The sequence below is a fragment of the Pseudofrankia coriaricola genome (genome assembly GCF_032027725.1).
Lineage (GTDB): Bacteria > Actinomycetota > Actinomycetes > Frankiales > Frankiaceae > Pseudofrankia.
Map to the genome: position 1 here is coordinate 22,115 of NZ_JASNFO010000061.1, position 22,160 is coordinate 44,274.

Consider the following 22,160-nt stretch of genomic DNA (forward strand, 5'->3'; position numbering starts at 1 on the left):
AGGTCAGGAGCGGACGAGGCGGGCGATGGCGGCGCTCGCCTCGCGCAGTTTCTCGTCGGCGACCGGGCCGCCGGTGGCGACGGCGTCCGCGACGCAGTGGCCGAGGTGGTCCTCCAACAGGCCGATCGCGACGGACTGCAGGGCGCGGGTGGCGGCGGAGACCTGCGTCAGGATGTCGATGCAGTACTTGTCCTCGTCGACCATGCGCTGCAGACCACGGACCTGGCCCTCGATCCGGCGCAGCCGAGCGAGGTAGTCATCGCGGTGCGCACTGTAGCCGTGCTGGCCGTGTGACGGCACCGCCTCGGCGACCGGGTCCTGGGTCCCGTCCTCGTCGCCGCTCACGTCGGGCCCGTCGCCTGCCCGCGGCTTCGTCGACATGGCTGCCACGCCCCGTCCCTAGCCCACCAGGTACTCCCCAAGGGTACCCAGCCGGCTCGCCGCCGTGGGGCGGGCCGCGGCCGCCACACGGCCGTGGCCCGGGCTCGTCGGGCGCGATCAGGCAGGCAGGCTGGTGGCCGCCGTCCCGGGTGCCGCGGCCAGCGGGAAGGTGCCGCGTCCTGGCGCGAGGCCGGAACTCGTGTGCAGCGCGGCGCCGACGGCGGCGAGCTGGGCGTCGGAGCCGGCCGGGCCGATGACGCTCACGCCGTAGGGCAGACCGCCGCCGAAGCCGACCGGGACCGCGACGGCGGCGAGGTCCAGCAGGTTCGCGAACGTCGTGTACCGACCGAGGCGGGCGTTGCGCCGGATCGGGTCGGCCAGCATGTCCGCGACGGAGAACGTCCGGGGCACGGTCGGCAGCACCAGCGCGTCGACCGCCCGCCACGTCGCCTCGGTCTGGCGGCGCAGCGTCCGCAGTCGGTCGACACCGGTGAAGACGTCCACGCCGCTGATCCGGGCGCCGGGCGCGAGCAGCTCGGCGACGACCGGGTGCACGGCGTCCGGATGCTCCTCCAGGAAGTCGCCGACCGCGGCGTAGCGCTCGGCAAGCCACGGGCCCCCGTAGAGCATGGTCCCGGCCTCGAAGAACGGGGCGAGGTCGATCTCGACCAGCTCCGCGCCCATGGCGGTGAGCAGGTCGAGCGCGCGCCCGAACACCGCCTGGACCGCGTCGTCGCAGTCGGCGGCCACCATGGCCGCGGCCGGGATCCCCAGCCGGACGGACGGCGCGCCCAGCCCCCCGAGACTGGGCGCGCCTCCCTCGCCCGTCCAGGGGACCCGGCCGGGTGTCGGCGAGGGAAACTGGCGCGACCAGGGGTCGTGCTCGTCGAAGCCGCTGATGACGTCCAACACGAGCGCGCCGTCGGCGATCGACAGCGCCGCCACGGAAGGGCAGTCCAGCGACCGGCAGGCCGGCACAACGCCCCTGGAGCTGACCAGCCCCCGGGACGGCTTGATGCCGACGGTGTTCGTCAGCGCGGCCGGCACCCGGCCGGAGCCGGCGGTGTCGGTGCCGATGGCGAACGTGACCAGGCCCGCGGCGACCGCGACCGCCGACCCGGAGCTGGACCCGCCGGCGATCATCGCCGGGTCGAACGGCGAGGTGGGGATGCCATAGGGGCTGCGGACCCCGGACAGGCCGGTGGCGAACTGGTCGAGGTTGGTCTTGCCGACACAGACGGCGCCGGCGGCGAGCAGCGCGTCGACCAGCTGCGCGCCGACGGTGGCCTGGTAGCCGAAGCCCGGGCAGGCGGCCGTCGTCGGCATCCCGGCGACGTCGATGTTGTCCTTCACCCCGAACGGCAGGCCGAACAGCGGCGGGAGGTCGTCACCGGGCGCCACCGCCGCGGCACGCGCGTCGAGCTCGGCCGCCCTGGCGAGGAGGTCGGTGCGGTCGGCGACGTGGATCCAGACGCCGTCGTCGCCGCGGGCGGCGATCGCCGCCAGCACCGCGTCGACGACGTCGGCCACGCGCAGCCGCCCCGAGAGGTAGGCGGCGCGCAGCACGGCGGCCTGCAGGTCGAGCGGCGCCGGCACGAGCGCCGGCGCGGTCGGGGAAGCCGGGGCTGGGGCTGGAGCTCCGGTCAGGGCTTGGGTTTGGGTTTGGGTTTTAGGATGTGCCAGGGCTTCGGGCTCGGGGAAGGCGCTGACCATCGCCGGTCAGCCGGCGACCGGGGCGGCCACGGCGGTGAGCAGCGCGTCCGAGGTGGCGACCGAACCGAAGACGCCGCCCTGCATCTTGACCATGTTGAGGGCGGCCTCGTAGTTGCCGTGGTCGGTCGCGCCCGTGCAGTCGGACAGCAGCAGGCACTCGTAGCCACGGTCGTTGGCGTCGCGCATCGTGGTGTGGACGCACACGTCGGTGGTGATGCCGGTCAGGATGATGTGGGTGATGCCGGCGCGCTGCAGGACCAGGTTCAGGTCGGTCGCGTAGAACGAGCCCTTGCCCGGCTTGTCGATGACGACCTCGCCGGGCAGTGGGGCGACCTCGGGGACGATCTCCCAGCCTGGTTCGCCGCGGGTCAGGATCCGCCCGCACGGGCCCTCGTCGCCGATGCCGGCGCCGATCCGCTTCGAGCGCCACAGCTTGTTCGGCGGGCAGTCGGACAGGTCCGGGCGGTGGCCCTCGCGGGTGTGCACGATGAAGAACCCGAGCGGCCGCAGTACCTCGAGCAGTCGCGCCGTCGGTGCGAGCCCCGCCCTGGTGAGCTCCAGGTCGTAGCCCATGGCGTCGACGTAGCCGCCCTTGCCGCAGAAGTCGACCTGCCAGTCGATGTTGATCACGGCGGTGGTGGCCGGGGAGAACGATCCGTTGTACGGCCAGTTGTACGGGTCCGCCTCAACGGTGGCGAAGGTGACGTCGTTGGCGGTCATCGTGGTCCTTTCGGTTTCCCCGAGCTGCTGGCGTGGTCGACGGCCGGCGACGGCGGCCGTCGGCGGCCCGGACGCCCCGGCGGCACGGAAGCCGCGCCCCGGGGCGTCGCGGGGGTGGAGCGGTAGACCTGACCGCGGCGGGACGGCGACGCCCCTGGCCGCGGTCAGGTCATGATCCGGGCCGTCCTCAGGACTTGGGAAGCTCCCCGACGACGCCGTCGACGAAGTAGTCGATGGTGTCGAGGGTGGCGTAGTCCGGGACCGTGCCGGCCGGGATGCGCACCTTGCCCTCCTGGTCGGTGATCGGGCCCTTGAACGGCGAGCCGTCCGCCGCCGAGATGTCCGTCTTGGCCTTCGTGATGGCGTCCTTCGTCTCCTGGGTCACGGATGGCCCGAACTTCGACTGGACGAAGGGGTTCTCACCGTTCTTGTATCCGACGCGGTAGTTCGCGTTGTACTTGCTACCGGTGAAGGTCCCGCCCAGCGCGGTCTTCACGATGTCGGTGTAGAGCGGGCCCCAGGCCCATTCGGAGCCGGTGAGCCAGCCCTTAGGCGCGAGCGACGAGGCGTCCGCGTGGTAGCCCACGGTGAATGCCCCGCCGGCCTCGGTCGCCTTGATGACGGTGCCGGTGCAGTCCTGGTGCTGGCTGATGACGTCGACGCCCTGGGAGAGCAGGCTCTGCGTGGCCTGGGCCTGCTTGGCCGGGTCGCACCAGTTGGAGGTGTTGACGGTGTAGGTCTTCGCGTCCGGGTTGACCGACTTCGCGCCGAGCTCGAACGCGTCGATGTTCGCGATGGTCTGCGGGATCGGGAACGCGTAGACGTAGCCCAGCTTGTTGGACTTCGTCGCCTTCCCGGCGGCGATGCCGGCCAGGTAGACCGGCTCGTAGACCGTGCCGAAGTAGGTGCCGGTGTTCGCCGTGACCTTTCCGTCGGCGATCACGTTGCCCTGCTGGACGACGACTACGTCCGGGTGGGCGGCGGCGACCTTGAGCGCGGCGTCCAGGTGGCCGTAGCTGGTGGCGAAGATGATCTTCGCCCCCTTCTGGATCATGCCTTCCATGACCCGGGCCGCGTTGTCGTCCTCGGGGACGTTCTCCGCGGTGATGACCTGCAGGTCCGGGAAGGCCTTCTTGATTTCCTGGCTGCCCTGGTAGGCGGCCTGGTTGTAGCCGTAGTCGTCCTTCGGGCCGACGAAGATGAAACCGACGGCCTTGCTGTCCTTGCCCGGCGCCGAGGAGCCGGAGGCGGTAGCGGCGGAGTCGTGGGACGCCGCGCTGCTGCAGCCGGCGGCCGCGATCGCGAGCGCGGAGGCGACGGCGGTGAACGCCACCACGACCCGCCGTGAACGGAATCGCATTGTGAAAGAGGTCCTTCCCGGTGGAAGTGAGCCGAGGTTCCCGCGAACGGGTCGTTCTGGGCAGGGAGGGATGGCGCCGTGGGGTCAGTGCGGCGCGCGGGCAGGAGGAGATGGCCGGACGGCCAAAGGGGGCAGGGGAGGATCCCGGCCGGTCCGGCCGATCGGTCAGAAACCGATGCGGGGGCTTTGTGGCGCCGCGCGGCGCGGGTCTCGCGCTAGGCGGCGCGGGTCTCGAAGACGCGGCGCAGCTCGTCGGGCGCGGCGAGCAGAGTGCGCTTGCCCAGTACGGCGAGCACCAGGATCGTCACGACGAACGGGATCGCGTCCAGGGCGAACTGGTTGATCCCGTAGCCACGGGCCTGCAGCGCGGGGGAGAGGGCGAGCGCCGCGCCGAACAGGTACGAGCCGGCCATGACCCGCAGCGGGTTCCAGGTCGCGAAGATCACCAGCGCCACCGCGATGAAGCCGCGGCCGACCGTCATGTTCTCAAACCAGGCGTTCGAGTAGGCGATCGACAGCTGCGCCCCGCCGAGCCCGCACAGCCCGCCCCCGGCGATGACCGACACATAGCGCACGGTGTTCGTCGAGTAGCCATGGACGAGCAGCACCTCGGAGTGTTCGCCCGCCGTGCGGATCAGCAGGCCGACCCGGCTCTTGTAGAGCAGCCACCACACCATTGGGGCGACCGCGAACGAGATGTAGGTCAGCGGGTCGTGGTCGAACAGGATCGGGCCGACCCAGGGGATGGCCGACAGGCCCGGCACCTTCCACGGGTTGAGCGCGTGGATCTGCCGCCCGACGTAGGCCGCGCCGAACAGGGACGTGAGGCCCAGCGCGAAGAACATCACCGTCAGGCCCGACGCGAACTGGTTGGCCTTGCGGGCCACCACCAGCACCGCGTGCACGCCGGCGAGCGCCGCGCCCGCGCCCATACCGGCGAGCACACCCACCCACGGGCTGCCCGAGGTCGCGGTGGCCGCGTAGGCGGCCAGGGCGCCGCCCAGCATGCTCCCCTCGGTGCCCAGGTTGATCACGCCCGCCCGCTCGGAGATGGTCTCGCCGAGCCCGGCATACATGATCGCCGTGCCACCGCCGACGGCGCCGGCCAGGACGTCGACCACCAGGCTGCTCATCGCGCCTTCCCCCCGCTCTTCTTGCGTGTCGTCCAGCCGAGGACGGCGATGAGCACCAGGCCCATCAGGATGTTCACCGTGGCCGCCGGCAGCGCCGAGTCGAGCTGCAGGCTGTCGCCGGCCACCGTGATGGCCGCGAGCGCGAGCGCCGCGAGCACGACGCTCACCGGGTTGTGCCGCGCGAGCCAGCTCGCGAGGAACGCGATGTAGCCGAAGTTGGTGGTGATGCCGGTGCGCAGCTTGTACTCGACGCCGGCGTAGTGGACCATGCCGCCGAGCCCGGCGAGCGCCCCGCCGACGAGCATCGCCGAGAGCAGCAGCAGCGCGACCGGGAGCCCGGCGCGCCGGGCCGCCTCCGGGTTGCCGCCGATCACCCGGAGCCGGAAGCCCCAGGTCGTGTAGCGCAGCAGCAGCCAGACGACCGCGGTCGCGATCAGTGCGAACACGATCCCGACGTGGACCGCGGTGGTGCCGAGGTAGGGCAGCTTCGCCGTGTCCGCGAGCGGTGCGGTCGTCGGCTGCCCGGTGCCGTGCGGGTCCTTCCACGGCGAGTAGATCAGGTAGAGCAGCAGGTCGAGGGCGATGTAGTTCATCAGCAGCGTGCTGACCGCCTCGTTGATGCCGACCGTCAGGCGCAGCACCGCCGCGAGCCCCGCCCAGGCCGCGCCCGCGGCCATCGACGCGACGACCATGAGGATCATGACCAGCCCGCCGCCGAGCCTGTCGCCGAGCGAGATCCCGATCCCGCCGGCGGCGACCGCGCCGATCACGATCTGGCCCTCGCCGCCGACGTTGACGAGCCCGGCCCTGGCCGGCACCACGACGGCGAGCGCGCCGAGCAGCAGCGGCGCCGCCTTGACGAAGATCTGTTCGATCGACGGCTGGTTGGTGAACGTCGAGGTCCACACGTTGGAGTAGACGCTCGCCGGGTTCGCGCCCTTGAGCAGCAGGAGCACGGTGAAGATGGCGATCGCGCCGGCGAGCGCGGCGGCCCACCGGGCGACCCCGCGTCCGATCCCGGTCAGCCGGCTCTCGACGGCCGGCGCGGCCGGCACGGCGGAGGCGCCAGGAGTCCCCGGGGCGACCGGTACCTCGGGAGCAAGGGTCGCCGTCGCGACCGCGCCCCCACCGCCGGTCGCGTCCTCCGGCTTGAACTGCGCGACTATCTGCGGGCCTCCGGCGGCGCGAGGCTCCGCCATTGTCGCGCCTCCTTCGGCCTGAGCCGGAATGGTCGTGTCGCTCATGCCCCCTCGCCCCCCTCAGGCATCGGGCCGTCCGCCAGCTGTCCAGCCACGGCGACCTGCTCGGCTGGCACCGGGGCCGCCGCCGCCGGCGGCTCGGCCGGGGCCGGTGCGCCCGTCATCAGGGCGCCGAGCTCCTGGCGGTTCGTGGCCGCCGCCGACACGACGCCGGTGAGCCGGCCGGCGCAGAACACCGCGATCCGGTCCGCGACCGACATCAGCTCGTCGAGGTCCTCGGAGACCACCAGCAGCCCGGCGCCGTCGGCACGGCGGCCCAGTAGCAGCTCCTGGGTGCGCCGGGTGGTGGCGATGTCCAGGCCGCGGCTCGGGTAGGCGGCGACGACGAGGCTCGCCTCCCGGCCGAGCGCCCGCGAGAGCATGACGCGCTGGATGTTGCCGCCGGACAGGTCGGCGACCCGGCGGTGCGCCGGCGCCATCCGCAGCCTGACCCGGTCGTTGATCTCCGTTGTGTGCCTGCCGATCCGGCGCCAGTCCACGCCGATCCGGCGCAGGAAGGCCCGCAGGTTGCCCAGGGCCATGTGCTCGAGCACGGTCAGCGTCGGGACGACGGCGTCGTTCACCGGGTCCTCCGGCACGTCGACGGCACCGGCGGTGATCCCCGCGGTCGGGCCGCCGCGGCCGAGCTCCTGGCCGCTCACCCGGACGGTGCCGGCCGACGCCGGGCGGGCGCCGACGGCGACCTCGCACAGCTCCCGCTGCCCGCTGCCAGCCACGCCGGCCACGCCGACGATCTCGCCTGGCTGGACGGTGAGGGTGACATCGTGCAGCGCGGTGACGCCGCGGTCGCCGACCGCGCTCACCCCGACCAGCTCCAGCGCCGGCGGCGCCTCCGAGACGACCGTCGGCCGCTGGGCCGGCAGGGGTGCCACCGTCTGCCCGACCATCGCCTCGACCAGCTCGGCGTCGGTCATCGGCTTCGGGTCCACGCCCCCCAGCACGACCCGCCCGCCGCGCAGCACCGTCACCCGGTCGGCGATGGCCCGCACCTCGGCCAGTTTGTGGGTGACGATCACGACGCCGAAGCCCTGCGCCTTCAGACCGTTCACCATCGCGAACAGCGCGTCGACCTCGGACGGCGCGAGCACACTGGTCGGCTCGTCGAGGATGACGATCCGGGCGCCCGTCATCAGCACCTTGAGGATCTCGGTGCGCTGGCGCTCACCGATCGACAGGTGGCGCACCAGCGCCGTCGGGTCGACGGCCAGCCCGTAGGACTCGCTGGCCTCGGCGATCCGCTTGCGCAGCTCGCTCTGCCGCAGCGTGAGGCCGGCCCTGGCCAGCGCCAGCGCGTAGTTCTCGGTCACGGTGAATGCGGGCACCAGCCGCAGGTCCTGGAAGACCATGCCGATACCGAGGGCACGGGCCTGCGTCGGCGATCCGACGGCGACCCGCTCACCGGCCACCCGCATCTCGCCGGAGTCCGGCCGGTACATGCCGTAGACGAGCTTGAGCAGCGTGGACTTTCCGGCGCCGTTCTCGCCGATGAGGGCGTGTACCTCACCTGGCCGGACGTCGAGGCTCACGTCCGAATTGGCGAGTACCTCGCCGAACCGCTTGGTGAATCCGGTGACGGCGAGCAGCGGCTCGGCGGTGGTGGTCGCCCCGCCGGTCGCTTCGACGGTCACCGTGGACATGGCGTGTCCTCAGTGGCTCCGGGCAAACACCCAGACAATCCTGACATCGCGGCCTTCCGGTTCCTCGGCCCGGAGAGGTGTCCTCGCTGGGCCTGTCGGGCGGTGCTGGATCCGTGTCTTCGAAAGGTGTTCTCGAAGACGCGAAGGAAGGGCGTGCGCCTTGGGCGAGGCGCGCGGCAATGCTGCTTAGTTAGCCAAGATCGACCGTCATCACCGCAGGTCAACGGTTTGCATGAAGATCGCGGAGGATCCTAACTACGTGGCATTGCCTTGCGCGTAGCCCGCGGGTCGCACTTCCTTCGGCAGCGCCCGGCCGTCCGGCCGCGTGGGCCCGCCGCGCGCGGCACCGGCGAACGTGGTCAGCGGGAGATCTGTCTCCCGCGGGCCGACGACGGCGGCGAGCGGCGTGGCGATGTCACGGGCCTTGGCGCGGTGAGCGGCCTCGGCGGAGCACCATCTGGGTGATTGCGCGGGCGGCCCGCTTCTCCACGACCTCCATCGACTCGCCGACGTGGCTGCGCAGCTTGCGCACCGCGTCGGTCAGGTCGCCGGCGAGCACCGTCTCGACGATGCCGAGATGCTGCTCGATCGTGAGGTGGATGCGGTCCTCGGTGAGGAAGTCGTGCATGCGGACGGGCCGGATCCTGGCGTTTATGGCGTCGAGCAGGTTGGCCAGCTCGAGGTTGCCGGACGCCCGGGACAGCGTTAGATGGAATTCCTCGTCGAGGGCGACGAAGGAGGGGTCAGGGTCGGGAGGCGCGGTGCGTAGCGCCCGCCAGTAGTCGCGCAGCGGCTCCAGCAGCGCGGCCTCGTGCGGGACGCCGGATTCCAGCGCCCGTTCCATGCCTCGCAGCTCCAGCACGACCCGGATCTCGTAGAGGTCGCGCAGGCCGGTGAGATCCGGCTCCGCCGGGTAGTAGCCCCCGTCCGGCCGTTTCTCGACCAGGCCGTCTCCCGCCAGCCGGGTGAGCGCCTCGCGCACCGGTGTTCGCGAGACCCCGAGCAGCGCGGCGAGCCGCTCCTCGGTCAGCCGGTCGCGGAAGGAGAACTCGCCCTCCATGAGCCGCTGCCGCAGGGCGACATAGGCGTGCTCGCGCAGGTTCCCGACCGCCGCGGGCTTCGCCGACGGCCGTCGCTGCACGGCGCGCGGCTGCGCGCCCGAAACCTGCGCGCCCGGCGGCCGTGCTGCTGGCGGCTGCGCTGTCGGCGGTTGCGTCGGTGTCATGCAGCCGAGCATCCGTCATGGACCACCGCCGCGTCGCAGGCCCCCACCAGCCGCTGGCGACGACCGGGCCGGACCTGGCTCCCGACGGGCGCGGCGACAGGCACGGTCGTACCTCCTGAAGCGGGCGGCTGCTGGGAGCGGTCTGGGCCGTGGCGGGGAAGGAGGGGCGGCACGCCGCGGCGGCGGGCGGGCTGCGCGAGGCATGTCGTGACCCCCTTCCGTTTCTGAATACGGGTCTGTATACAGGCCCGTGTACATGCAGGTGACGGTAGAGATTCGCGTGTTTCGGATCAACGCGCTGCTTGTTACGTTCCCGCGTCGCGGCAGGCGTCTCCGGAGGCCCCCGGGCGTGGTGGACCGATGATGTCGGCCGGGGCCGCCGCGCCTGCCCACGGCGCCTGGCGGGCGGCGGCCGCTCTCACGAATGGAGGTGTGACCGCGAGGATGAGTACGGCTGAGCCGGCGTCCGCGCCGTCGTTCCTGCTGCTGCATGGGGCGGCGACGACCGGCGCCATCTGGGCGGGCGTGCGTCGGGAGCTGGGGGAGCGCCCGGTGCTGGCCCCTGACCGGCCGTCCACCGGCGATCTCGCGCGGGAGCTGGCCGCGTTGCGCGCCGCCGTCGACGAGGCCGGACGGCTCGGCGTCCCGGTGCCCACCCCGGTGGTGTTCGGTGGGGTGAGCGGCGGGGCGACCCTGGGCCTGGCGGCGCTGGCCGCCGGGGTGCCGCTGGCGGCGGCCGTGCTGCACGAGCCGGCCGTCGGGTCCCTGCTGCCCGGCCTGCTCGCCCCCATGGCGGCCGCCTTCGAGACGGGCGGGGTGGCGGCCTTCGGGCGGACGCTCTATGGCGAGCGCTGGCGACCGTCCAACGCGCCCGCCGACCCGGGCGCGGTCGCGCGCGACCTGGCGATGTTCCTGCGCTTCGAGCCGGCCGCGCCGGGGCCGACGCCCGGCCCGGTGATCGTCACGGTCGGCGAGCGTTCCCCCGACGTCCGCCACCGTGCCGCCGAGCTGCTGCATCGCGAACTGGGTGTGACGGTCCGGGTGCTCGCCGGCTGCGGGCACGCGGCCCACCTGGAGGCGCCGGCCGAGTTCGCCGCCCGGCTGCTCGATGCCGCTAGAAGCCTGGACTGACGGACGGTTTCTTGGGCGCCCGGTCCTCGCTGGTCGTCGCTAGCCCTCAGTCCTCGTCTGGCCAACCGACAGCGGAGGCCCGGTCGACGTGGTGCGGAGGCACGTCCGCGAGCAGGCGAGCGAGGTCGTCGCCTCCGCCGTTTCCGCCGCGCAGCGAATCCTCAGGGTCGACGTCCTGCGCGGGCTCGCGTTCCCAGTCAAGGTCGAGGTGACGTCGCGGCACCCGTGGCGCGGGAGCGTCGCGAGCGTCCGCCGGAATCCTGTCCTCCGTTCGACCATCCTTGGGCCGGCTTTCGCTTGTCATGGTTCGATCGTGCTCCCTACAGCTGTGCGCGGGCTCGGTGCGTCGTGCCGATCGTCTCCGGTTCGCTCGGGCGATGAGGCGCCGGATTCATCCGCAACTTATCGCTAGAAAGCAAATCGGCCCTAGTGTCTATCTTGCACGAGAGCAAAGTGGCTACGATGTCCGCCGTGGACGACGGTGAGCAGTTGGTCGGCATCGGGGACATCGCGTTCCAGCTCAAGATCACGCGTCAGGCGGTGGACTACTGGACTCGTAGGGACCCTAAGTTCCCTGAACCCTTGCAGGTCATCAACGCACCCACGGGCAGCGGGGCCAAAGGAACTCGGGTCTGGCGCAAGTGTGAGGTAGATGCGTGGATCATCGATCACTACCGAAGGCGCAAGGCGTAGCGGCTCGAGCGGTCAAACACCAGGGCGCTTCGCCCGTTGGTGGCGTCCAGGTTGTCGTCCGCCCGCGCTTTGATGGCACTGGGTGCCTTATTGTCGCCGGTTAAACGGAACGTCCGTTGCCAAACTTGGCTACTCCGACCGCTTCGCGGATCGATCGGCGGAACCCAGGGAAGCAGAACCAGGGAACCCAGTGAACGGACCGATACGGAAGGGCCAGCTCGCGCGTGGGCCGGCCAGTTGGCGGACCGAAGGCTCTCCCCACGATCCGTGGAAGCGGATCGTGGGGCCCTGGCCCGCGATCATCGCGGGCCCTCCCGTGGCCGGGCTCGGGTCAGGCGGCGTTGGCCGCGTTGCCCCCGCTGCCGGTGGACGAGGAGGAGGCACTCGCGGCCGTCGGCGTCGCGGTGGACTTCGCCGCGTCCGAGCTCGTGTCCTTGCCACCGCCCCCGGTCGCGGCCTCGTTGCCGCCGCCGTCAGCCGCGGCCTCCTTGGACCGCTGCGCCGGCGCGGTCGCGGACGAGCCCGAGCGGCTGTCGGTCTTGTAGAACCCGCTGCCCTTGAAGACCAGGCCAACCGAGCTGAACACCTTGCGCAGCCGGCCTGCGCAGACCGGGCACTCGGTCAGCGCGGGGTCGCTGAAGCTCTGCACGGCCTCGAGGTCATTGCCGCAGGCGGTGCAGCGGTACTGGTACGTCGGCACGGTCTCCTCCCCAGGAGTTGGCACTCGACAGTAGCGACTGCCAACTCTAACCGGTCGGCCGCCGTCACGTTCCCGCCGGAGCCCGCGCACGGGTATCCGACCTGTCACACCGGCCCGCGGCGCACGACCTGGGTGGGTGTCACGATGACGGAGACGGACAGGTCGTGCGCGTCGACGGGCACCCCGTCCACGATCGCGAGGTCGTCGACGACGGCGACCAGGGGCGCCTGGGGGTGTACCCGGCGCAGCGCGCGATCGTAGGAACCGCCTCCACGGCCCAGGCGGTGGCCGCGCCGGTCGACGGCGACGGCGGGAACGAGCACGACGTCCGCCGCCGCGAGGTCGACGGCCGGCGCCGCCGGTGGTGGCTCCCGGGTGCCCAGCGCTCCTGGGACGAGGGCGCCGGTGAACTCGCGAAAGTCCAGGTCCAGGTCCTCCCGGACCGCCGGCAGCAGCACCCGGGTGCCATGGGCGCGCAGGGCCGCCAGCAGCTGCCTCGTGTCGGGCTCGTTCGGCAGGCCGACGAACGCCGCCACCCACACCGCGGTGGCCACCTCGGGCAGGGCGAGCACCCGGCGCGCGATCTCGGCGCCGCCGGTCTGGGCGGCCCGCGGCCCGCTGCCGCCCCGGCGCGCCGCCATCAGCCGGCGGAGCTCCGCCTTCGCGTCCGCCGTCGCGTCCGCCTCAGAGCCGGCCTTCGGGCCGGCGCTGGCCGGCCCGGTGGTCGGCGAGTCGGGCCGGTCACCCGAACGTCTCTCCCGCACCGCTCCCTCCGATCCCTCGGTGTGGTGTTTACCGAGCCGTGCGGCCATGGCTGTGCCTCCGACAGTTGGGGCTACTAAGGTTCCGGCCATGGCAGTGACGAAGGCGGTTATTCCGGCCGCGGGCCTCGGGACCCGGTTCCTTCCGGCGACGAAGGCCGTGCCCAAGGAGATGCTGCCCGTCGTCGACCGTCCGGCCATCGAATACGTGGTCGAGGAGGCGTCGCGGGCTGGCCTGCGGGATGTCCTGCTCATTACGAGCGGGTCGAAGAAGGCCATCGAGGACCACTTTGACCGGGATGCCGAGCTGGAGCTGCTGCTCGAGCGCAAGGGCGACGCCACCCGGCTCGGACGGGTGCGCGCCTCGAGCGAGCTGGGCGAGGTGCATTCTGTCCGGCAGGGGGCGCCGCGCGGCCTTGGACATGCCGTGCTGTGCGGTGCCGCCCATGTGGGTGACGAGCCGTTCGCCGTGTTGCTCGGTGACGACCTGATCGACGAACGCGACCCGCTCCTGCCGGAAATGATCGCGGTGCAGGCCCGGTTCGGCGGCAGCGTCGTCGCGCTGATGGAGGTCCCGGAGGAGATGGTCTCGCTGTACGGCGTGGCCACCGTGGACCCGGAGCCGGTGCGGGCCGATGGCCGTTACCAGACGGTGCGCATCCGCGACCTGGTCGAGAAGCCGCCGGTCGCCGAGGCGCCGAGCAATCTCGCCATCATCGGCCGCTATGTTCTCTCGCCGGCCGTCTTCGACGTGCTGCGGCGTACCGGGCCCGGCCGCGGCGGTGAGATCCAGCTGACCGACGCGCTGCGGGAGCTGGCGATGGCGGCGGACGAGGCCGGCGAGCCGGTGCATGGTGTGGTCTTCACCGGCCGCCGCTACGACACCGGCGACCGGATCGACTATCTCAAGGCGGTCATCCGCCTGGCCTGCGAGCGGCCCGACATCGGTCCCGAGCTCTACCCCTGGCTCGAGGAGTACGTCGCGGGTGGCGGCCCGAAGGCCGACATCTGACCTCGTCCTCGGCGCCGCGCGCGTCGACGGCCAGGCCAGGTGACCGGCATCCCCCAAAAGGGTGGGAAGGGAAGGTGCTCGCGCTGTGGCCATCAGCACACGGTGCTCCTTTCCCACTGATCGCCCGCCACTCACTATCGCGGAAGGGCGCGCGACAGCCGTGTAGCCCTGCGTGCCGGAGCCGCCTCAGTCGGAGTTCCTTCAGGAGTGGGCGGCGGCTGGCGACGGCGGTGGATGGTAACTGTGGGCGACTGACTTGGTGGTGCGCGTCGCGGCCGGGCCGCGCCCGGTGCCTCGATCTGGCGTGGCCCGACGGTGCCTGTGCACAAACCGGCGGCGATCGCTTGACGCCGGTGGTGTGCCGCCGGAACGCTGCGGGGTCTGGGACGTGTGAACGCCAGGCCCGCCGGTCGGCGGCCGGCCGCCGGAGACGCTGGCCGCGGTCGGCCGAGGTGCTCGGGTGTCCGGACGTCGGGCCAAGGCTCGTAACGGTTCGCGACCGGAGGACGCGGGTTGGCCGAGCCGTCCACGGAACGCGTTCCGTGGGTTATGGAGGTCAAGCGCCGATGAAGACGGTCGATGAGTACATTTCGGACATTCTAGGCGCGGTCGCGGTGCTGCCGGCGAAACGTGTGCCCTTGGCCGCCGCGCACGGGTGTGTGCTGGGGGCCGACGTACGGGCGACCCTCGCGCTTCCTCGATTCGACAACTCCGCGATGGACGGTTACGCGGTGCGTTCGGCCGACGTCGCGGCCGCCTCGGAGCATGCCCCGGTGCGCCTGCCGGTGGTCGGGGAGATCGCCGCGGGCGCCGCGACGCCGGGCGAGGTCGCGGTGGGCACCGCGGTGAGAATCATGACTGGCGCGCCGTTCCCGCTGGGCGCCGACACCGTCGTGCAGGTCGAGTGGACCGACGGCGGCACCGAGACGGTGTCCGTCTATCGACCGGCGCGCCGGAACCTGCACATCCGCCGCGCCGGCGAGGACGTCGCCCCTGGCAACCTCGTGCTCGCCGCCGGAACCCCGCTCGGTGCCGTGCAGATCGGCCTGCTCGCCGCCATCAACATCGCCCGCCCCCCCGTCCACCCGCGCCCGCGCGTCGCGGTGCTCTCGACCGGCAGCGAGCTCGTCGACGCCGGCGAACGGATCGGCCCCGGGCAGATCGTCGACTCGAACAGCCACGCGATCGCGGCGGCGGCCCGCGAGACCGGGGCCGAGGTGCACCGGCTGATCGGCGTGCCGGACGACCCGGCACGCTTCGAGGCCACGCTGCGCGCCGTGCTGCCCACGGTGGACGCGGTCGTCACCACCGGCGGGGTCAGCGTCGGCGCGCACGACGTCGTCAAGGAGGTGCTCGCCGCCACCGGCGAGGTCACCTTCGAACGGATCGCGATGCAGCCGGGCAAACCGCAGGGGTTCGGCGTGATCGACGGCGTCCCGGTGTTCACGCTGCCCGGCAACCCGGTCAGCGCGCTGGTGTCGTTCGAGGTGTTCGTCCGGCCCGCGCTGCGCAGGATGCGCGGGCTGATCGGGCCGGGCCGTCCGCGGCTGATCGTCACCGCCGCCGAGAGGCTGACCTCGCCCCCCGGAAAGCGCTCCTACCTACGGGTGCGCGTCGGCCGAGGGGAGGATGGTGGGCTGGTGGCATGGTCGGCCGGCGGCCAGGGCTCGCACCACCTGTCCGCCGCCGCGGGGGCGAACGCGCTGCTCGTCGTCCCGGAGGACGTGACCGAGGTGGAGCAGGGCAAGCCGCTGACCGCCATCCTGCTCACGGCCGACCCTGCGGACTCCCTGCTCGCCGCCGCGGCCATCACCGAGACCCTGGAGACCGACGCCTAGATGGCCACCCCGCCGCCCACGCCCCGCCTGACCCACGTCGACGAGACCGGCGCCGCCCGGATGGTCGACGTGTCCGCGAAGGACGTCACCGTCCGCACCGCCACCGCCGGTGGCCGCCTGCTGGTGAGCCCGGCCGTGGTCGAGCTGCTGCGCGGCGAGGGCGTGCCGAAGGGAGACGCGCTGGGCACCGCCCGGATCGCCGGAATCATGGGCGCGAAGCGGACGTCCGAGCTGGTGCCGCTGTGTCATCCGCTCTCCCTGTCCGGAGTAGCCGTCGACCTCGCCGTGCGCGACGACGCGGTGGAGATCACCGCCACGGTGAAGACGACGGACCGGACCGGCGTCGAGATGGAGGCGCTCACGGCGGTCGCGGTAGCCGGCCTCACACTGCACGACATGGTCAAGGCGGTGGACCCGGCGGCGGAGCTCACCGACGTCCGGCTGCTGGCGAAGTCGGGCGGCCGGCACGGTGACTGGCGCCACCCGAGGACGGCCGACGCCGCGAAGACGGCCGACGGCCCGAAGACGGCCGACGCGACGCGGAGGGCCGGCAAGGAGCAAGGTCAGTCGTGAGCGGAGCCGCTGGGTTGCCGGAGGACGCGCGGGCCAGCGTCGTCACCGTCTCCGACCGGGCGTTCCGCGGAAGCTACTCGGACCGGTCCGGCCCGGTGCTGGCGGAAGGGCTCGCGGCGCTGGGCTTCGCCGTCGACGGCCCGGCGGTCGTGCCGGATGAGCGCGAGCAGATCGCCGCGGCGCTGCGGGCGGCGATCGCGGCGGGGGCCGACCTGGTCGTCACCACCGGCGGCACCGGGCTCGCGCCCCGCGACGTCACGCCGGAGGCGACGGCCGAGGTCATCGAACGGGCGGTGCCCGGCCTCGCGGAGGCGCTGCGCGCGGCGGGCCGGGCCAAGGTGCCTACCGCGGTGCTCTCCCGCGGGCTCGCCGGCGTCGCCGGCCGCGCGCTCGTGGTGAACCTGCCCGGTTCGACCGGCGGGGTGCGCGACGGTCTCGCGGTACTCGGGCCCGTCGTCGGTCACGCCATCGACCAGCTTCGCGGCGTCGGCGACCACCGAGCCGTCGACCACCGAGCCGGTGGGCAGGGCGGCGGTGGTTCCGACGCCCACGGCACGGGCGTGGAACCGGCAGCGGGCCCGTGAACGCGCCGGGCTGGCCCGCGCGGCTGGCCGACGGCCCGGTCGAGGTACGCCCGCTGCGGGTCCGCGACGGACCGTCCTGGGTCGACGTGCGCCGGCGCAACGGCGACTGGCTCGCGCCCTGGGAGGCGACGCCGCCGGGCGTGACGTCCTTTCGGCTCAGCTGGGCGCAGCGCCAGACGCTCGGCATCTACAGCCAGATGCTGCGCCGGCTGCGCCAGCAGGCCAGGGTGGGCATCGCCCTGCCGTTCGCGACCTTCTACGGCGGAACGCTGGTCGGGCAGGTCACGGTGTCGACGATCGTGCGCGGCGCGTTCAACAGCGGTCACGTCGGCTACTGGGTGGATCGCGGGCACGCCGGGCGCGGAATCACGCCCACCGCGCTCGCGCTCGTCGTCGACCACTGTTTCGGACCCGTCGGCCTGCACCGGCTCGAAGCGAACGTGCGGCCGGAGAACGTGGCGAGTCGTCGCGTACTGGAGAAGCTGGGATTCCGCGAGGAAGGCATGCATCGGCGCTACCTGGCCATCGATGGCTTCTACCGCGATCACATCGGCTACGCGCTCACCACGGAGGACGTGCCCGAAGGGCTGCTGAGCCGATGGCAGGCGCTGCGCTCCACCAAGCCGTGACCGAGCCCGGTGCCGTCCGGTGCCGCCCGGCGCCGCCCGGCGCCGCCCGGCGCCGCCCGGCGCCGCCCGGCGCCGCCCGGCGCGGTCCGGCGCGGTCCGGTGCGGGCTCCGGGCGGTACGGAAAGTCCGCGGGGGTGTCGAGGCCGCGCGCTTGACGAGCGCCAGCTGTTGCGCGACACGCGGGCTTGTGGTCGGTGACCGGACGGATTTCCCTCACTAGCGTCAAGCAAGAAATCGGAAACCCACCGCCAAAGTCACACCACGACAAGGAAGGTGTTACATGGCCGGCACTCCCGCGCTCCGTGCGCGTTCGGCGTCGAGCTGGCGCCGTCGCCACGGCTGGCGGGCGGTTCCGGCGCATGGAGCCGCCGGTCACCCGAGACGGGTGGTCGCCACATGAGCGCGTTGATCTGGCTCGCGATCGTAGGCGTGTGGGGATTTGTCCTCATCCCGATGTGGCTGCGCCATCATGACGGCGCGCTCGAGCAGCGTTCCGCCGACCGGTTCTCCACCGCGATGCGTGTGCTGTCCCGCCGCGGTGGGCGCGCTCAGCCGGCACCGGCCGCCGCGTCCGGAGTCGTCGACGCCGGCGATGCGGACCCCGCCGGCCGCCGCGAGGCCGAGAACGTGGATGAGGCGACGGACGCGGACGACCAGATGGTTGGTACGGACGACCAGATGGTTGGTATGGCGTCCGATGATGTGGCCGCCCCGGCCGTGCGCGGAGAGTCCCGGGCATCGAGGGATGGGCAGGTCGTCGATGTGCCCTCCTTCGCTCGGCTCGGTGGGGCCGCCGACGGTGCGTCGGTGTCCCGGTTGCCTGGGCCGGGCCTTGACTCCGGCCTGGCCGGCCCAGCCCGCTCGGGCCGCCCGGCGGCAAACGGCGGGACGGCGTCGGGCAGGCGGCCCGGCCCGGGCCGCGGCCCGGGCGGGCAGGTAGCGCCACCGCGTGCGGACACGCCCGTGGCGGACAGCTTTGGCCACGGTGAGCCGGACGAGACCGTGCACACGGTGGCCGTGGGGCCGACCCGGCCCGTGCCGCCGGCGCGGACGGCCGACCCGCGGCGCCGGGCGCTGCTGCGGCTGCGTCGTCAGCGGCTCGGGGTGCTGCTCGCCGCCGTGCCGATCACGGTCGGGCTCGCCGCCGGTCTGGCCGGCATGTGGATCGTCGTGCAGATGCTCGTCGACGTCGGGCTCGTGATCTACGTCGCTCATCTGCGGCGCTCGACGCGGGCCGAGCGCCGCCTCGCGGCCTCCCGCGCCGCCCGCGACCGCCGGATCGCGGCGGAGCGTGCCGCGCGCCGCGCGAGCCGGTCGGCGTCACCGGTGCCGCCTAGCAGGGCGACGGCCTCGCGCGGCTCGGCCGGCCTCGCCGGCGGGCGGGCGGCGGGTGAGACATCCTCGGCGCGGATGACCTCACCGGCCTCGACCGGGAAGATGCCGCCGCCGTCGCACCCGGCGGCGGCCCACGGTGCCGAGTTCTCTGACAGGTTCTCTGACAGCGACCCGGCCGGCAGCGACCTCGCCGGGCGGCCACGCGTGCCCAGCGACCAGGCTGGCCGGCTGGCATCGCCCGAGTACGCCCCCGTCCGGCTTTCCGGAGACGACGGGCGGCCGCTTACCGAGGAGGAACTGGCCACCGCGCACGCCCAGACCGTTGACCTCGGCGGCTACGCGGCGGCCGCGTCAGCGGTGACCCCGGGCGGGGCCGAGGGGAGCCCGCCGGCCGGCGGCCAGGACGAGGGATACACCAACAACGTGCGGGTGACGGGCACGCGCCCGGCCGGGCGGCCGAACGCCCGTCCGCCGACGTCGCGCCCGGGGCGGGTGCAGGTGAATCCGCCGGGGACCCACGGCGGCCTGACCGCTCCGCCAGCCGCGGGCGGCGGGGTCGCCTCGCCTCCCGGCGTCGCCTCCGCGAGCGTGGTCAGCCCGGGCTCCACCGGCGTGCCCTCCGACGGCCAGTCGTCGGGCGGCCACGAGGAGGAGGGCGGCGCCGTCCGGGTCCTGCGCCCCGCCGTCGGCAGCTGACACGACGGAACGTGACCCTCGCCGCGCACCGTGAGGGTGTGAGCCGCGACGCTGCGCACCGTGAGGGCGTGAGCCGTGGCGCGTGGGCGCGTGTTCGGGTGGCGCGCATGCGGGTGGCGCACGTCCAGGCGGCCTGTGTCCAGTTGGCTGCCTCGCCGGCCTGGAGGTCGTCAGGACGAGGTGTCATGCCGGGCGTCCGGTGAGCTGACAGCGGGCTAGCGGGACCGGACGAGACGCCGGAAAGGCCCTGTTCGCGCTGGTCGCGGCAAGGTTCCGGTTCGGCTATGGCCTCCGGCACGGGGGCGTCGCGAGGGCGGAGCGCCGGACCGCGGCCGTGCATAATGGACCCGTGACCCACCGTGTGCGGCCGAGCCTCGCGCCCCTTGGCGCAGTGGCCGGTGCGCGCTGCCCGCGGTGTTGTCGTTGTCGACGCCCTCGCGTCCGCTGACGCCCGCGCTCGTTCATCCCGCGGTGACGTCATAGCGCCGCTGGCCAGCCACGGAAGGCTGGTGGCACGGGACGCGAGGGGTTCCGAGCTGGCTGATCCTGAAGCCTGGCCGATGGCCGCGACCGCGTTCCGGGAACACTCCCGACGTCGCGTCTGACTCGACCGGCAGGGCCGGAGGCTGATCGCCCGCCAAAGGCGATCACCTGGCCACAGGCAGGGCCACGTCTTACTCGTCAGCCTGCTGTCCACCCGCGCGTGGGTGCCCGCCTCATCGCTGTGACTGGCGGTGCTGTCTTCGTGCCGCCTTGCCGCCTTGTCTTCCTGCCGTCCTGTTGTCCTGTCGTTCGGGCCGCGGGTTGGGAAGCGGTGCCGCCTACCGGGGCGGGGGTGCCTGAGGACAGCTGGCCGGGCGGACACCGACCACCACCATCGAAAGGCAGCCACCGTGACGTTCGAGGCCTGGCTCGCCCGGCTCCGGAACGACGGATACCTGCTCTGCCCGGCCAGCACGGCCGTGCCCGTGGAACTGCGCGCCGTGCGCCCCGACGGTTGGGGCCTGCACCTGCGCTGCCGCGGCGTCCGTGTCCAGCTCGGCCTTTACCGACCTGGCCGTCCGGCCTGGCAGGTACCGCTGTGGGACCGCGACGTCCTGCCCGAGGACGCCTTGGAACTGTGGGAACACCGGCCGCTGCCCCTCGCCGAGGTGGACGTGCCCGAAGGCACCCGCATCGCCTTCTCCGGCGCCCACGAGGCGCCCGACCACCTGGTCGTCTTCGACGGTGCGCGCGAGCGCGGCTGGCGGGGACACGAGGCCGGTCTGCTGCGCCCGGGCGCCGCCGCCGAGATCTTCGCCGCTCTGCTGGCCGACGCGGAGCCCGAGCTTGTCCGCTGGCGCCCGGCCACTCCTGGACGCCGTACCTCGACCGGCGCGGTCGTCTCCGTGGACCCGTTCCCCGGCGACTTCCCCGGCGACCTGGTGCCGTTGGCGCGGGCCGCGGGGGCGCGAGACGTCCGCCCCACGGTCGCGACATCCCGCTGACCGCCGACCTGCCTTGGCCGTGCCAGCCGCCTCCGTGCCAGCCGCCTTGGCCGAGGCGGCTGGCGGTCGGATTTGCCCTGGAAGATCCCGATCGGGCCCAGAGCCCACACCCGCATGTCCGTCCTGTAAGCTGCGAAGTGCTTCTGGGGGTGTAGCTCAGCCTGGTAGAGCGCCTCCCTCGCACGGAGGAGGCCAGGGGTTCGAGTCCCCTCACCTCCACCAGAGTCGTCAAGTTCGAACCATGATCTTGACTGCCCCGGTCCCCTGAAGCAGTTCGCCGTTCGGGTAAATCCCGAACGGCGTTTTTTTTGTGCCCGTTGAGGCGTGGGCGTGAGGGCAGTGACGCTGGATGCTCTGGGGTAGCGGACCCGGCCACGGTGACGTCCGGCGGACGAGTGACGGTGTCCCGTGCTGAGTGGTCCCGTGCTAAGTGCTTGTTAGAGCGGTCTGTCGTCGTCTTGGGCGCGTAGTCGCCTGAAACTCGTGCGCCGTGGATTCGGCCGCGCGCAGTCGTCCTTCTGCGCCTTTATCTCTACCTCCGACCCTGATCCAACAATCCAGCGTCAGGTTTTAGAACGGGCAACGGTTGTCGGCCAGAGGCCGAGTGTCCGATGCATTCCGTGTCCTGGTCTGGGTGTCGGATGTCAGGCTGGCGGGGTCGGTGGTCCAGGTGTGGGGGTCTTCTTCGGGAAGGAAACCTTCCTCGTCGTTGGTGGTGGTGTTGACGTGGTGGGTTCGGCCGGTGGGGGTGATCCAGATGAAGGTGCCTGGTTCGGGTTGGTGGAGTTGCCATCCTGGGCTGTGTTTCATGACGTGGTGGCGGCGGCAGAGGGTGCCGAGGTTGTCGAGTGCGGTGTGGCCGTTGGTGGTTCTGGCGAGGGTGTGGTCGAGGTCGCAGGCCGTGGCGGGCATCGCGCATCCTGGGTAGACGCAGCGGGTGTCGCGGTGGCGGACCAGGCGGGCGAGTGCCGGGGTCGGTACGCGGCGATGCCCCAGGTCGAGGACCGTTCCGGTGGCGGGGTCGGTCAACACCCGGCGCCAGCGTGCGTCCGCGGCCAGGGTCCGGCCGATGTGTGCGGGGATCGGTCCGTGGCCGACGAGTTCGGTGGGGTTGTCGTCGAGTCCGGCGAGGGTCCCGACCGGGGCGATCACCTGGATCTCGACGGTGACCCGTTCGCGCCGGTTCCCGAGGAGCAGGGCGGTCAGGACGTCGGCGCGTCGGGCGCCGATCGGGCGGCTGTCGCCGTCGCTGTGGGCGTCGGTTCTGGCGATCCGGTCGATCAGGTCGAAGAT

Annotated in this window: 21 protein-coding genes and 1 tRNA gene; 10 read left to right on the forward strand and 12 right to left on the reverse strand. The window is 72.7% G+C overall.

What is annotated here, in order from left to right; translation table 11 throughout:
- Nucleotides 1–3: 3 nt before the first annotated feature.
- From QOZ89_RS29500 to QOZ89_RS29535, 8 genes are all read right to left on the reverse strand, one after another.
- Nucleotides 4–381 (reverse strand): metal-sensing transcriptional repressor, encoded by a 378-nt coding sequence (locus tag QOZ89_RS29500; RefSeq protein ID WP_083420082.1) that lies wholly within the window; start codon nucleotides 379–381, stop codon nucleotides 4–6.
- A gap of 117 nt (nucleotides 382–498) precedes the next feature.
- Nucleotides 499–1,977 (reverse strand): allophanate hydrolase, encoded by a 1,479-nt coding sequence (atzF, locus tag QOZ89_RS29505; RefSeq protein ID WP_312626770.1) that lies wholly within the window; start codon nucleotides 1,975–1,977, stop codon nucleotides 499–501.
- A 123-nt stretch (nucleotides 1,978–2,100) separates the two neighbouring features.
- Entirely contained in the window at nucleotides 2,101–2,814 is a 714-nt protein-coding gene (gene biuH, locus QOZ89_RS29510; RefSeq protein ID WP_071054279.1) for a biuret amidohydrolase, read from the reverse strand.
- Between the two features lie 187 nt (nucleotides 2,815–3,001).
- Nucleotides 3,002–4,174: a BMP family ABC transporter substrate-binding protein gene (locus tag QOZ89_RS29515; protein WP_071054278.1), complete on the reverse strand. Its 1,173-nt coding sequence runs from the start codon at nucleotides 4,172–4,174 to the stop codon at nucleotides 3,002–3,004.
- A gap of 215 nt (nucleotides 4,175–4,389) precedes the next feature.
- Entirely contained in the window at nucleotides 4,390–5,307 is a 918-nt protein-coding gene (locus QOZ89_RS29520; RefSeq protein ID WP_071054276.1) for an ABC transporter permease, read from the reverse strand.
- Nucleotides 5,304–6,506 (reverse strand): ABC transporter permease, encoded by a 1,203-nt coding sequence (locus QOZ89_RS29525; protein WP_083420080.1) that lies wholly within the window; start codon nucleotides 6,504–6,506, stop codon nucleotides 5,304–5,306. Before QOZ89_RS29525 ends, QOZ89_RS29520 begins: the two co-directional genes overlap by 4 nt.
- A 41-nt stretch (nucleotides 6,507–6,547) precedes the next feature.
- Nucleotides 6,548–8,203: an ABC transporter ATP-binding protein gene (locus QOZ89_RS29530; RefSeq protein WP_312626777.1), complete on the reverse strand. Its 1,656-nt coding sequence runs from the start codon at nucleotides 8,201–8,203 to the stop codon at nucleotides 6,548–6,550.
- Nucleotides 8,204–8,618: 415 nt separating this feature from the next.
- The gene (locus QOZ89_RS29535) at nucleotides 8,619–9,428 is read right to left on the reverse strand and encodes a GntR family transcriptional regulator (RefSeq protein ID WP_274536640.1); all 810 of its coding nucleotides are present in this window, start codon (nucleotides 9,426–9,428) and stop codon (nucleotides 8,619–8,621) included.
- A 444-nt stretch (nucleotides 9,429–9,872) separates the two neighbouring features.
- On the opposite strand from QOZ89_RS29535, the gene QOZ89_RS29540 reads away from it, so the two are divergent.
- Nucleotides 9,873–10,559 (forward strand): alpha/beta fold hydrolase, encoded by a 687-nt coding sequence (locus QOZ89_RS29540; RefSeq protein ID WP_071054385.1) that lies wholly within the window; start codon nucleotides 9,873–9,875, stop codon nucleotides 10,557–10,559.
- 46 nt (nucleotides 10,560–10,605) lie between these two features.
- Here the strand turns inward: QOZ89_RS29540 and QOZ89_RS29545 are convergent, their stop codons facing one another.
- Nucleotides 10,606–10,863 carry a hypothetical protein gene (locus QOZ89_RS29545; protein WP_131804234.1) on the reverse strand — a complete coding sequence of 86 codons (258 nt, stop codon included), beginning with the start codon at nucleotides 10,861–10,863 and terminating at the stop codon, nucleotides 10,606–10,608.
- Nucleotides 10,864–11,021: 158 nt separating this feature from the next.
- Here QOZ89_RS29545 and QOZ89_RS29550 point away from each other — a divergent pair, with 158 nt between their 5' ends.
- Nucleotides 11,022–11,252 (forward strand): hypothetical protein, encoded by a 231-nt coding sequence (locus tag QOZ89_RS29550; RefSeq protein ID WP_312626783.1) that lies wholly within the window; start codon nucleotides 11,022–11,024, stop codon nucleotides 11,250–11,252.
- A 331-nt stretch (nucleotides 11,253–11,583) separates the two neighbouring features.
- Here the strand turns inward: QOZ89_RS29550 and QOZ89_RS29555 are convergent, their stop codons facing one another.
- Complete coding sequence (locus QOZ89_RS29555) at nucleotides 11,584–11,952, reverse strand: FmdB family zinc ribbon protein (RefSeq protein WP_071054270.1); 369 nt, start codon at nucleotides 11,950–11,952, stop codon at nucleotides 11,584–11,586.
- 104 nt (nucleotides 11,953–12,056) lie between these two features.
- On the reverse strand, nucleotides 12,057–12,716 hold the full coding sequence (locus QOZ89_RS29560) for a 5-formyltetrahydrofolate cyclo-ligase (RefSeq protein ID WP_312626786.1): 660 nt from the start codon (nucleotides 12,714–12,716) through the stop codon (nucleotides 12,057–12,059).
- A gap of 88 nt (nucleotides 12,717–12,804) precedes the next feature.
- Here QOZ89_RS29560 and QOZ89_RS29565 point away from each other — a divergent pair, with 88 nt between their 5' ends.
- The 8 genes from QOZ89_RS29565 to QOZ89_RS29600 all read left to right on the forward strand — a co-directional run bounded on the left by QOZ89_RS29565 (nucleotide 12,805) and on the right by QOZ89_RS29600 (nucleotide 21,089).
- Entirely contained in the window at nucleotides 12,805–13,725 is a 921-nt protein-coding gene (locus tag QOZ89_RS29565) for a UTP--glucose-1-phosphate uridylyltransferase (protein WP_071054268.1), read from the forward strand.
- Between the two features lie 566 nt (nucleotides 13,726–14,291).
- A complete protein-coding gene (gene glp, locus QOZ89_RS29570) occupies nucleotides 14,292–15,563 on the forward strand; it encodes a molybdotransferase-like divisome protein Glp (RefSeq protein WP_071054266.1) in 1,272 nt (423 codons plus the stop codon).
- Nucleotides 15,564–16,136 (forward strand): cyclic pyranopterin monophosphate synthase MoaC, encoded by a 573-nt coding sequence (gene moaC / locus QOZ89_RS29575; RefSeq protein WP_312626789.1) that lies wholly within the window; start codon nucleotides 15,564–15,566, stop codon nucleotides 16,134–16,136.
- On the forward strand, nucleotides 16,133–16,720 hold the full coding sequence (locus QOZ89_RS29580; protein ID WP_312626791.1) for a MogA/MoaB family molybdenum cofactor biosynthesis protein: 588 nt from the start codon (nucleotides 16,133–16,135) through the stop codon (nucleotides 16,718–16,720). Before moaC ends, QOZ89_RS29580 begins: the two co-directional genes overlap by 4 nt.
- Entirely contained in the window at nucleotides 16,717–17,349 is a 633-nt protein-coding gene (locus tag QOZ89_RS29585) for a GNAT family N-acetyltransferase (protein WP_071054262.1), read from the forward strand. Before QOZ89_RS29580 ends, QOZ89_RS29585 begins: the two co-directional genes overlap by 4 nt.
- Nucleotides 17,350–17,745: 396 nt before the next feature.
- Nucleotides 17,746–19,380 carry a SepX/GlpR family protein gene (locus QOZ89_RS29590; protein WP_312626794.1) on the forward strand — a complete coding sequence of 545 codons (1,635 nt, stop codon included), beginning with the start codon at nucleotides 17,746–17,748 and terminating at the stop codon, nucleotides 19,378–19,380.
- Between the two features lie 893 nt (nucleotides 19,381–20,273).
- Nucleotides 20,274–20,867: a hypothetical protein gene (locus tag QOZ89_RS29595; protein ID WP_312626796.1), complete on the forward strand. Its 594-nt coding sequence runs from the start codon at nucleotides 20,274–20,276 to the stop codon at nucleotides 20,865–20,867.
- Between the two features lie 145 nt (nucleotides 20,868–21,012).
- Nucleotides 21,013–21,089, forward strand: a tRNA-Ala gene (locus QOZ89_RS29600).
- Nucleotides 21,090–21,437: 348 nt separating this feature from the next.
- Here the strand turns inward: QOZ89_RS29600 and QOZ89_RS29605 are convergent.
- Nucleotides 21,438–22,160 (reverse strand): HNH endonuclease signature motif containing protein (locus tag QOZ89_RS29605; protein WP_397428862.1); only part of this gene is annotated, 723 nt, incomplete at its 5' end.

Coding starts and splice junctions, on each gene's coding strand:
- QOZ89_RS29500 (WP_083420082.1), bottom strand. CDS start 381: ATGTCGACGAAGCCGCGGGCAGGCGACGGGCCCGACGTGAGCGGCGAC.
- biuH (WP_071054279.1), bottom strand. CDS start 2,814: ATGACCGCCAACGACGTCACCTTCGCCACCGTTGAGGCGGACCCGTAC.
- QOZ89_RS29515 (WP_071054278.1), bottom strand. CDS start 4,174: ATGCGATTCCGTTCACGGCGGGTCGTGGTGGCGTTCACCGCCGTCGCC.
- QOZ89_RS29520 (WP_071054276.1), bottom strand. CDS start 5,307: ATGAGCAGCCTGGTGGTCGACGTCCTGGCCGGCGCCGTCGGCGGTGGC.
- QOZ89_RS29525 (WP_083420080.1), bottom strand. CDS start 6,506: ATGGCGGAGCCTCGCGCCGCCGGAGGCCCGCAGATAGTCGCGCAGTTC.
- QOZ89_RS29530 (WP_312626777.1), bottom strand. CDS start 8,203: ATGTCCACGGTGACCGTCGAAGCGACCGGCGGGGCGACCACCACCGCC.
- QOZ89_RS29535 (WP_274536640.1), bottom strand. CDS start 9,428: ATGACACCGACGCAACCGCCGACAGCGCAGCCGCCAGCAGCACGGCCG.
- QOZ89_RS29540 (WP_071054385.1), top strand. CDS start 9,873: ATGAGTACGGCTGAGCCGGCGTCCGCGCCGTCGTTCCTGCTGCTGCAT.
- QOZ89_RS29545 (WP_131804234.1), bottom strand. CDS start 10,863: ATGACAAGCGAAAGCCGGCCCAAGGATGGTCGAACGGAGGACAGGATT.
- QOZ89_RS29550 (WP_312626783.1), top strand. CDS start 11,022: ATGTCCGCCGTGGACGACGGTGAGCAGTTGGTCGGCATCGGGGACATC.
- QOZ89_RS29565 (WP_071054268.1), top strand. CDS start 12,805: ATGGCAGTGACGAAGGCGGTTATTCCGGCCGCGGGCCTCGGGACCCGG.
- glp (WP_071054266.1), top strand. CDS start 14,292: ATGAAGACGGTCGATGAGTACATTTCGGACATTCTAGGCGCGGTCGCG.
- moaC (WP_312626789.1), top strand. CDS start 15,564: ATGGCCACCCCGCCGCCCACGCCCCGCCTGACCCACGTCGACGAGACC.
- QOZ89_RS29590 (WP_312626794.1), top strand. CDS start 17,746: ATGAGCGCGTTGATCTGGCTCGCGATCGTAGGCGTGTGGGGATTTGTC.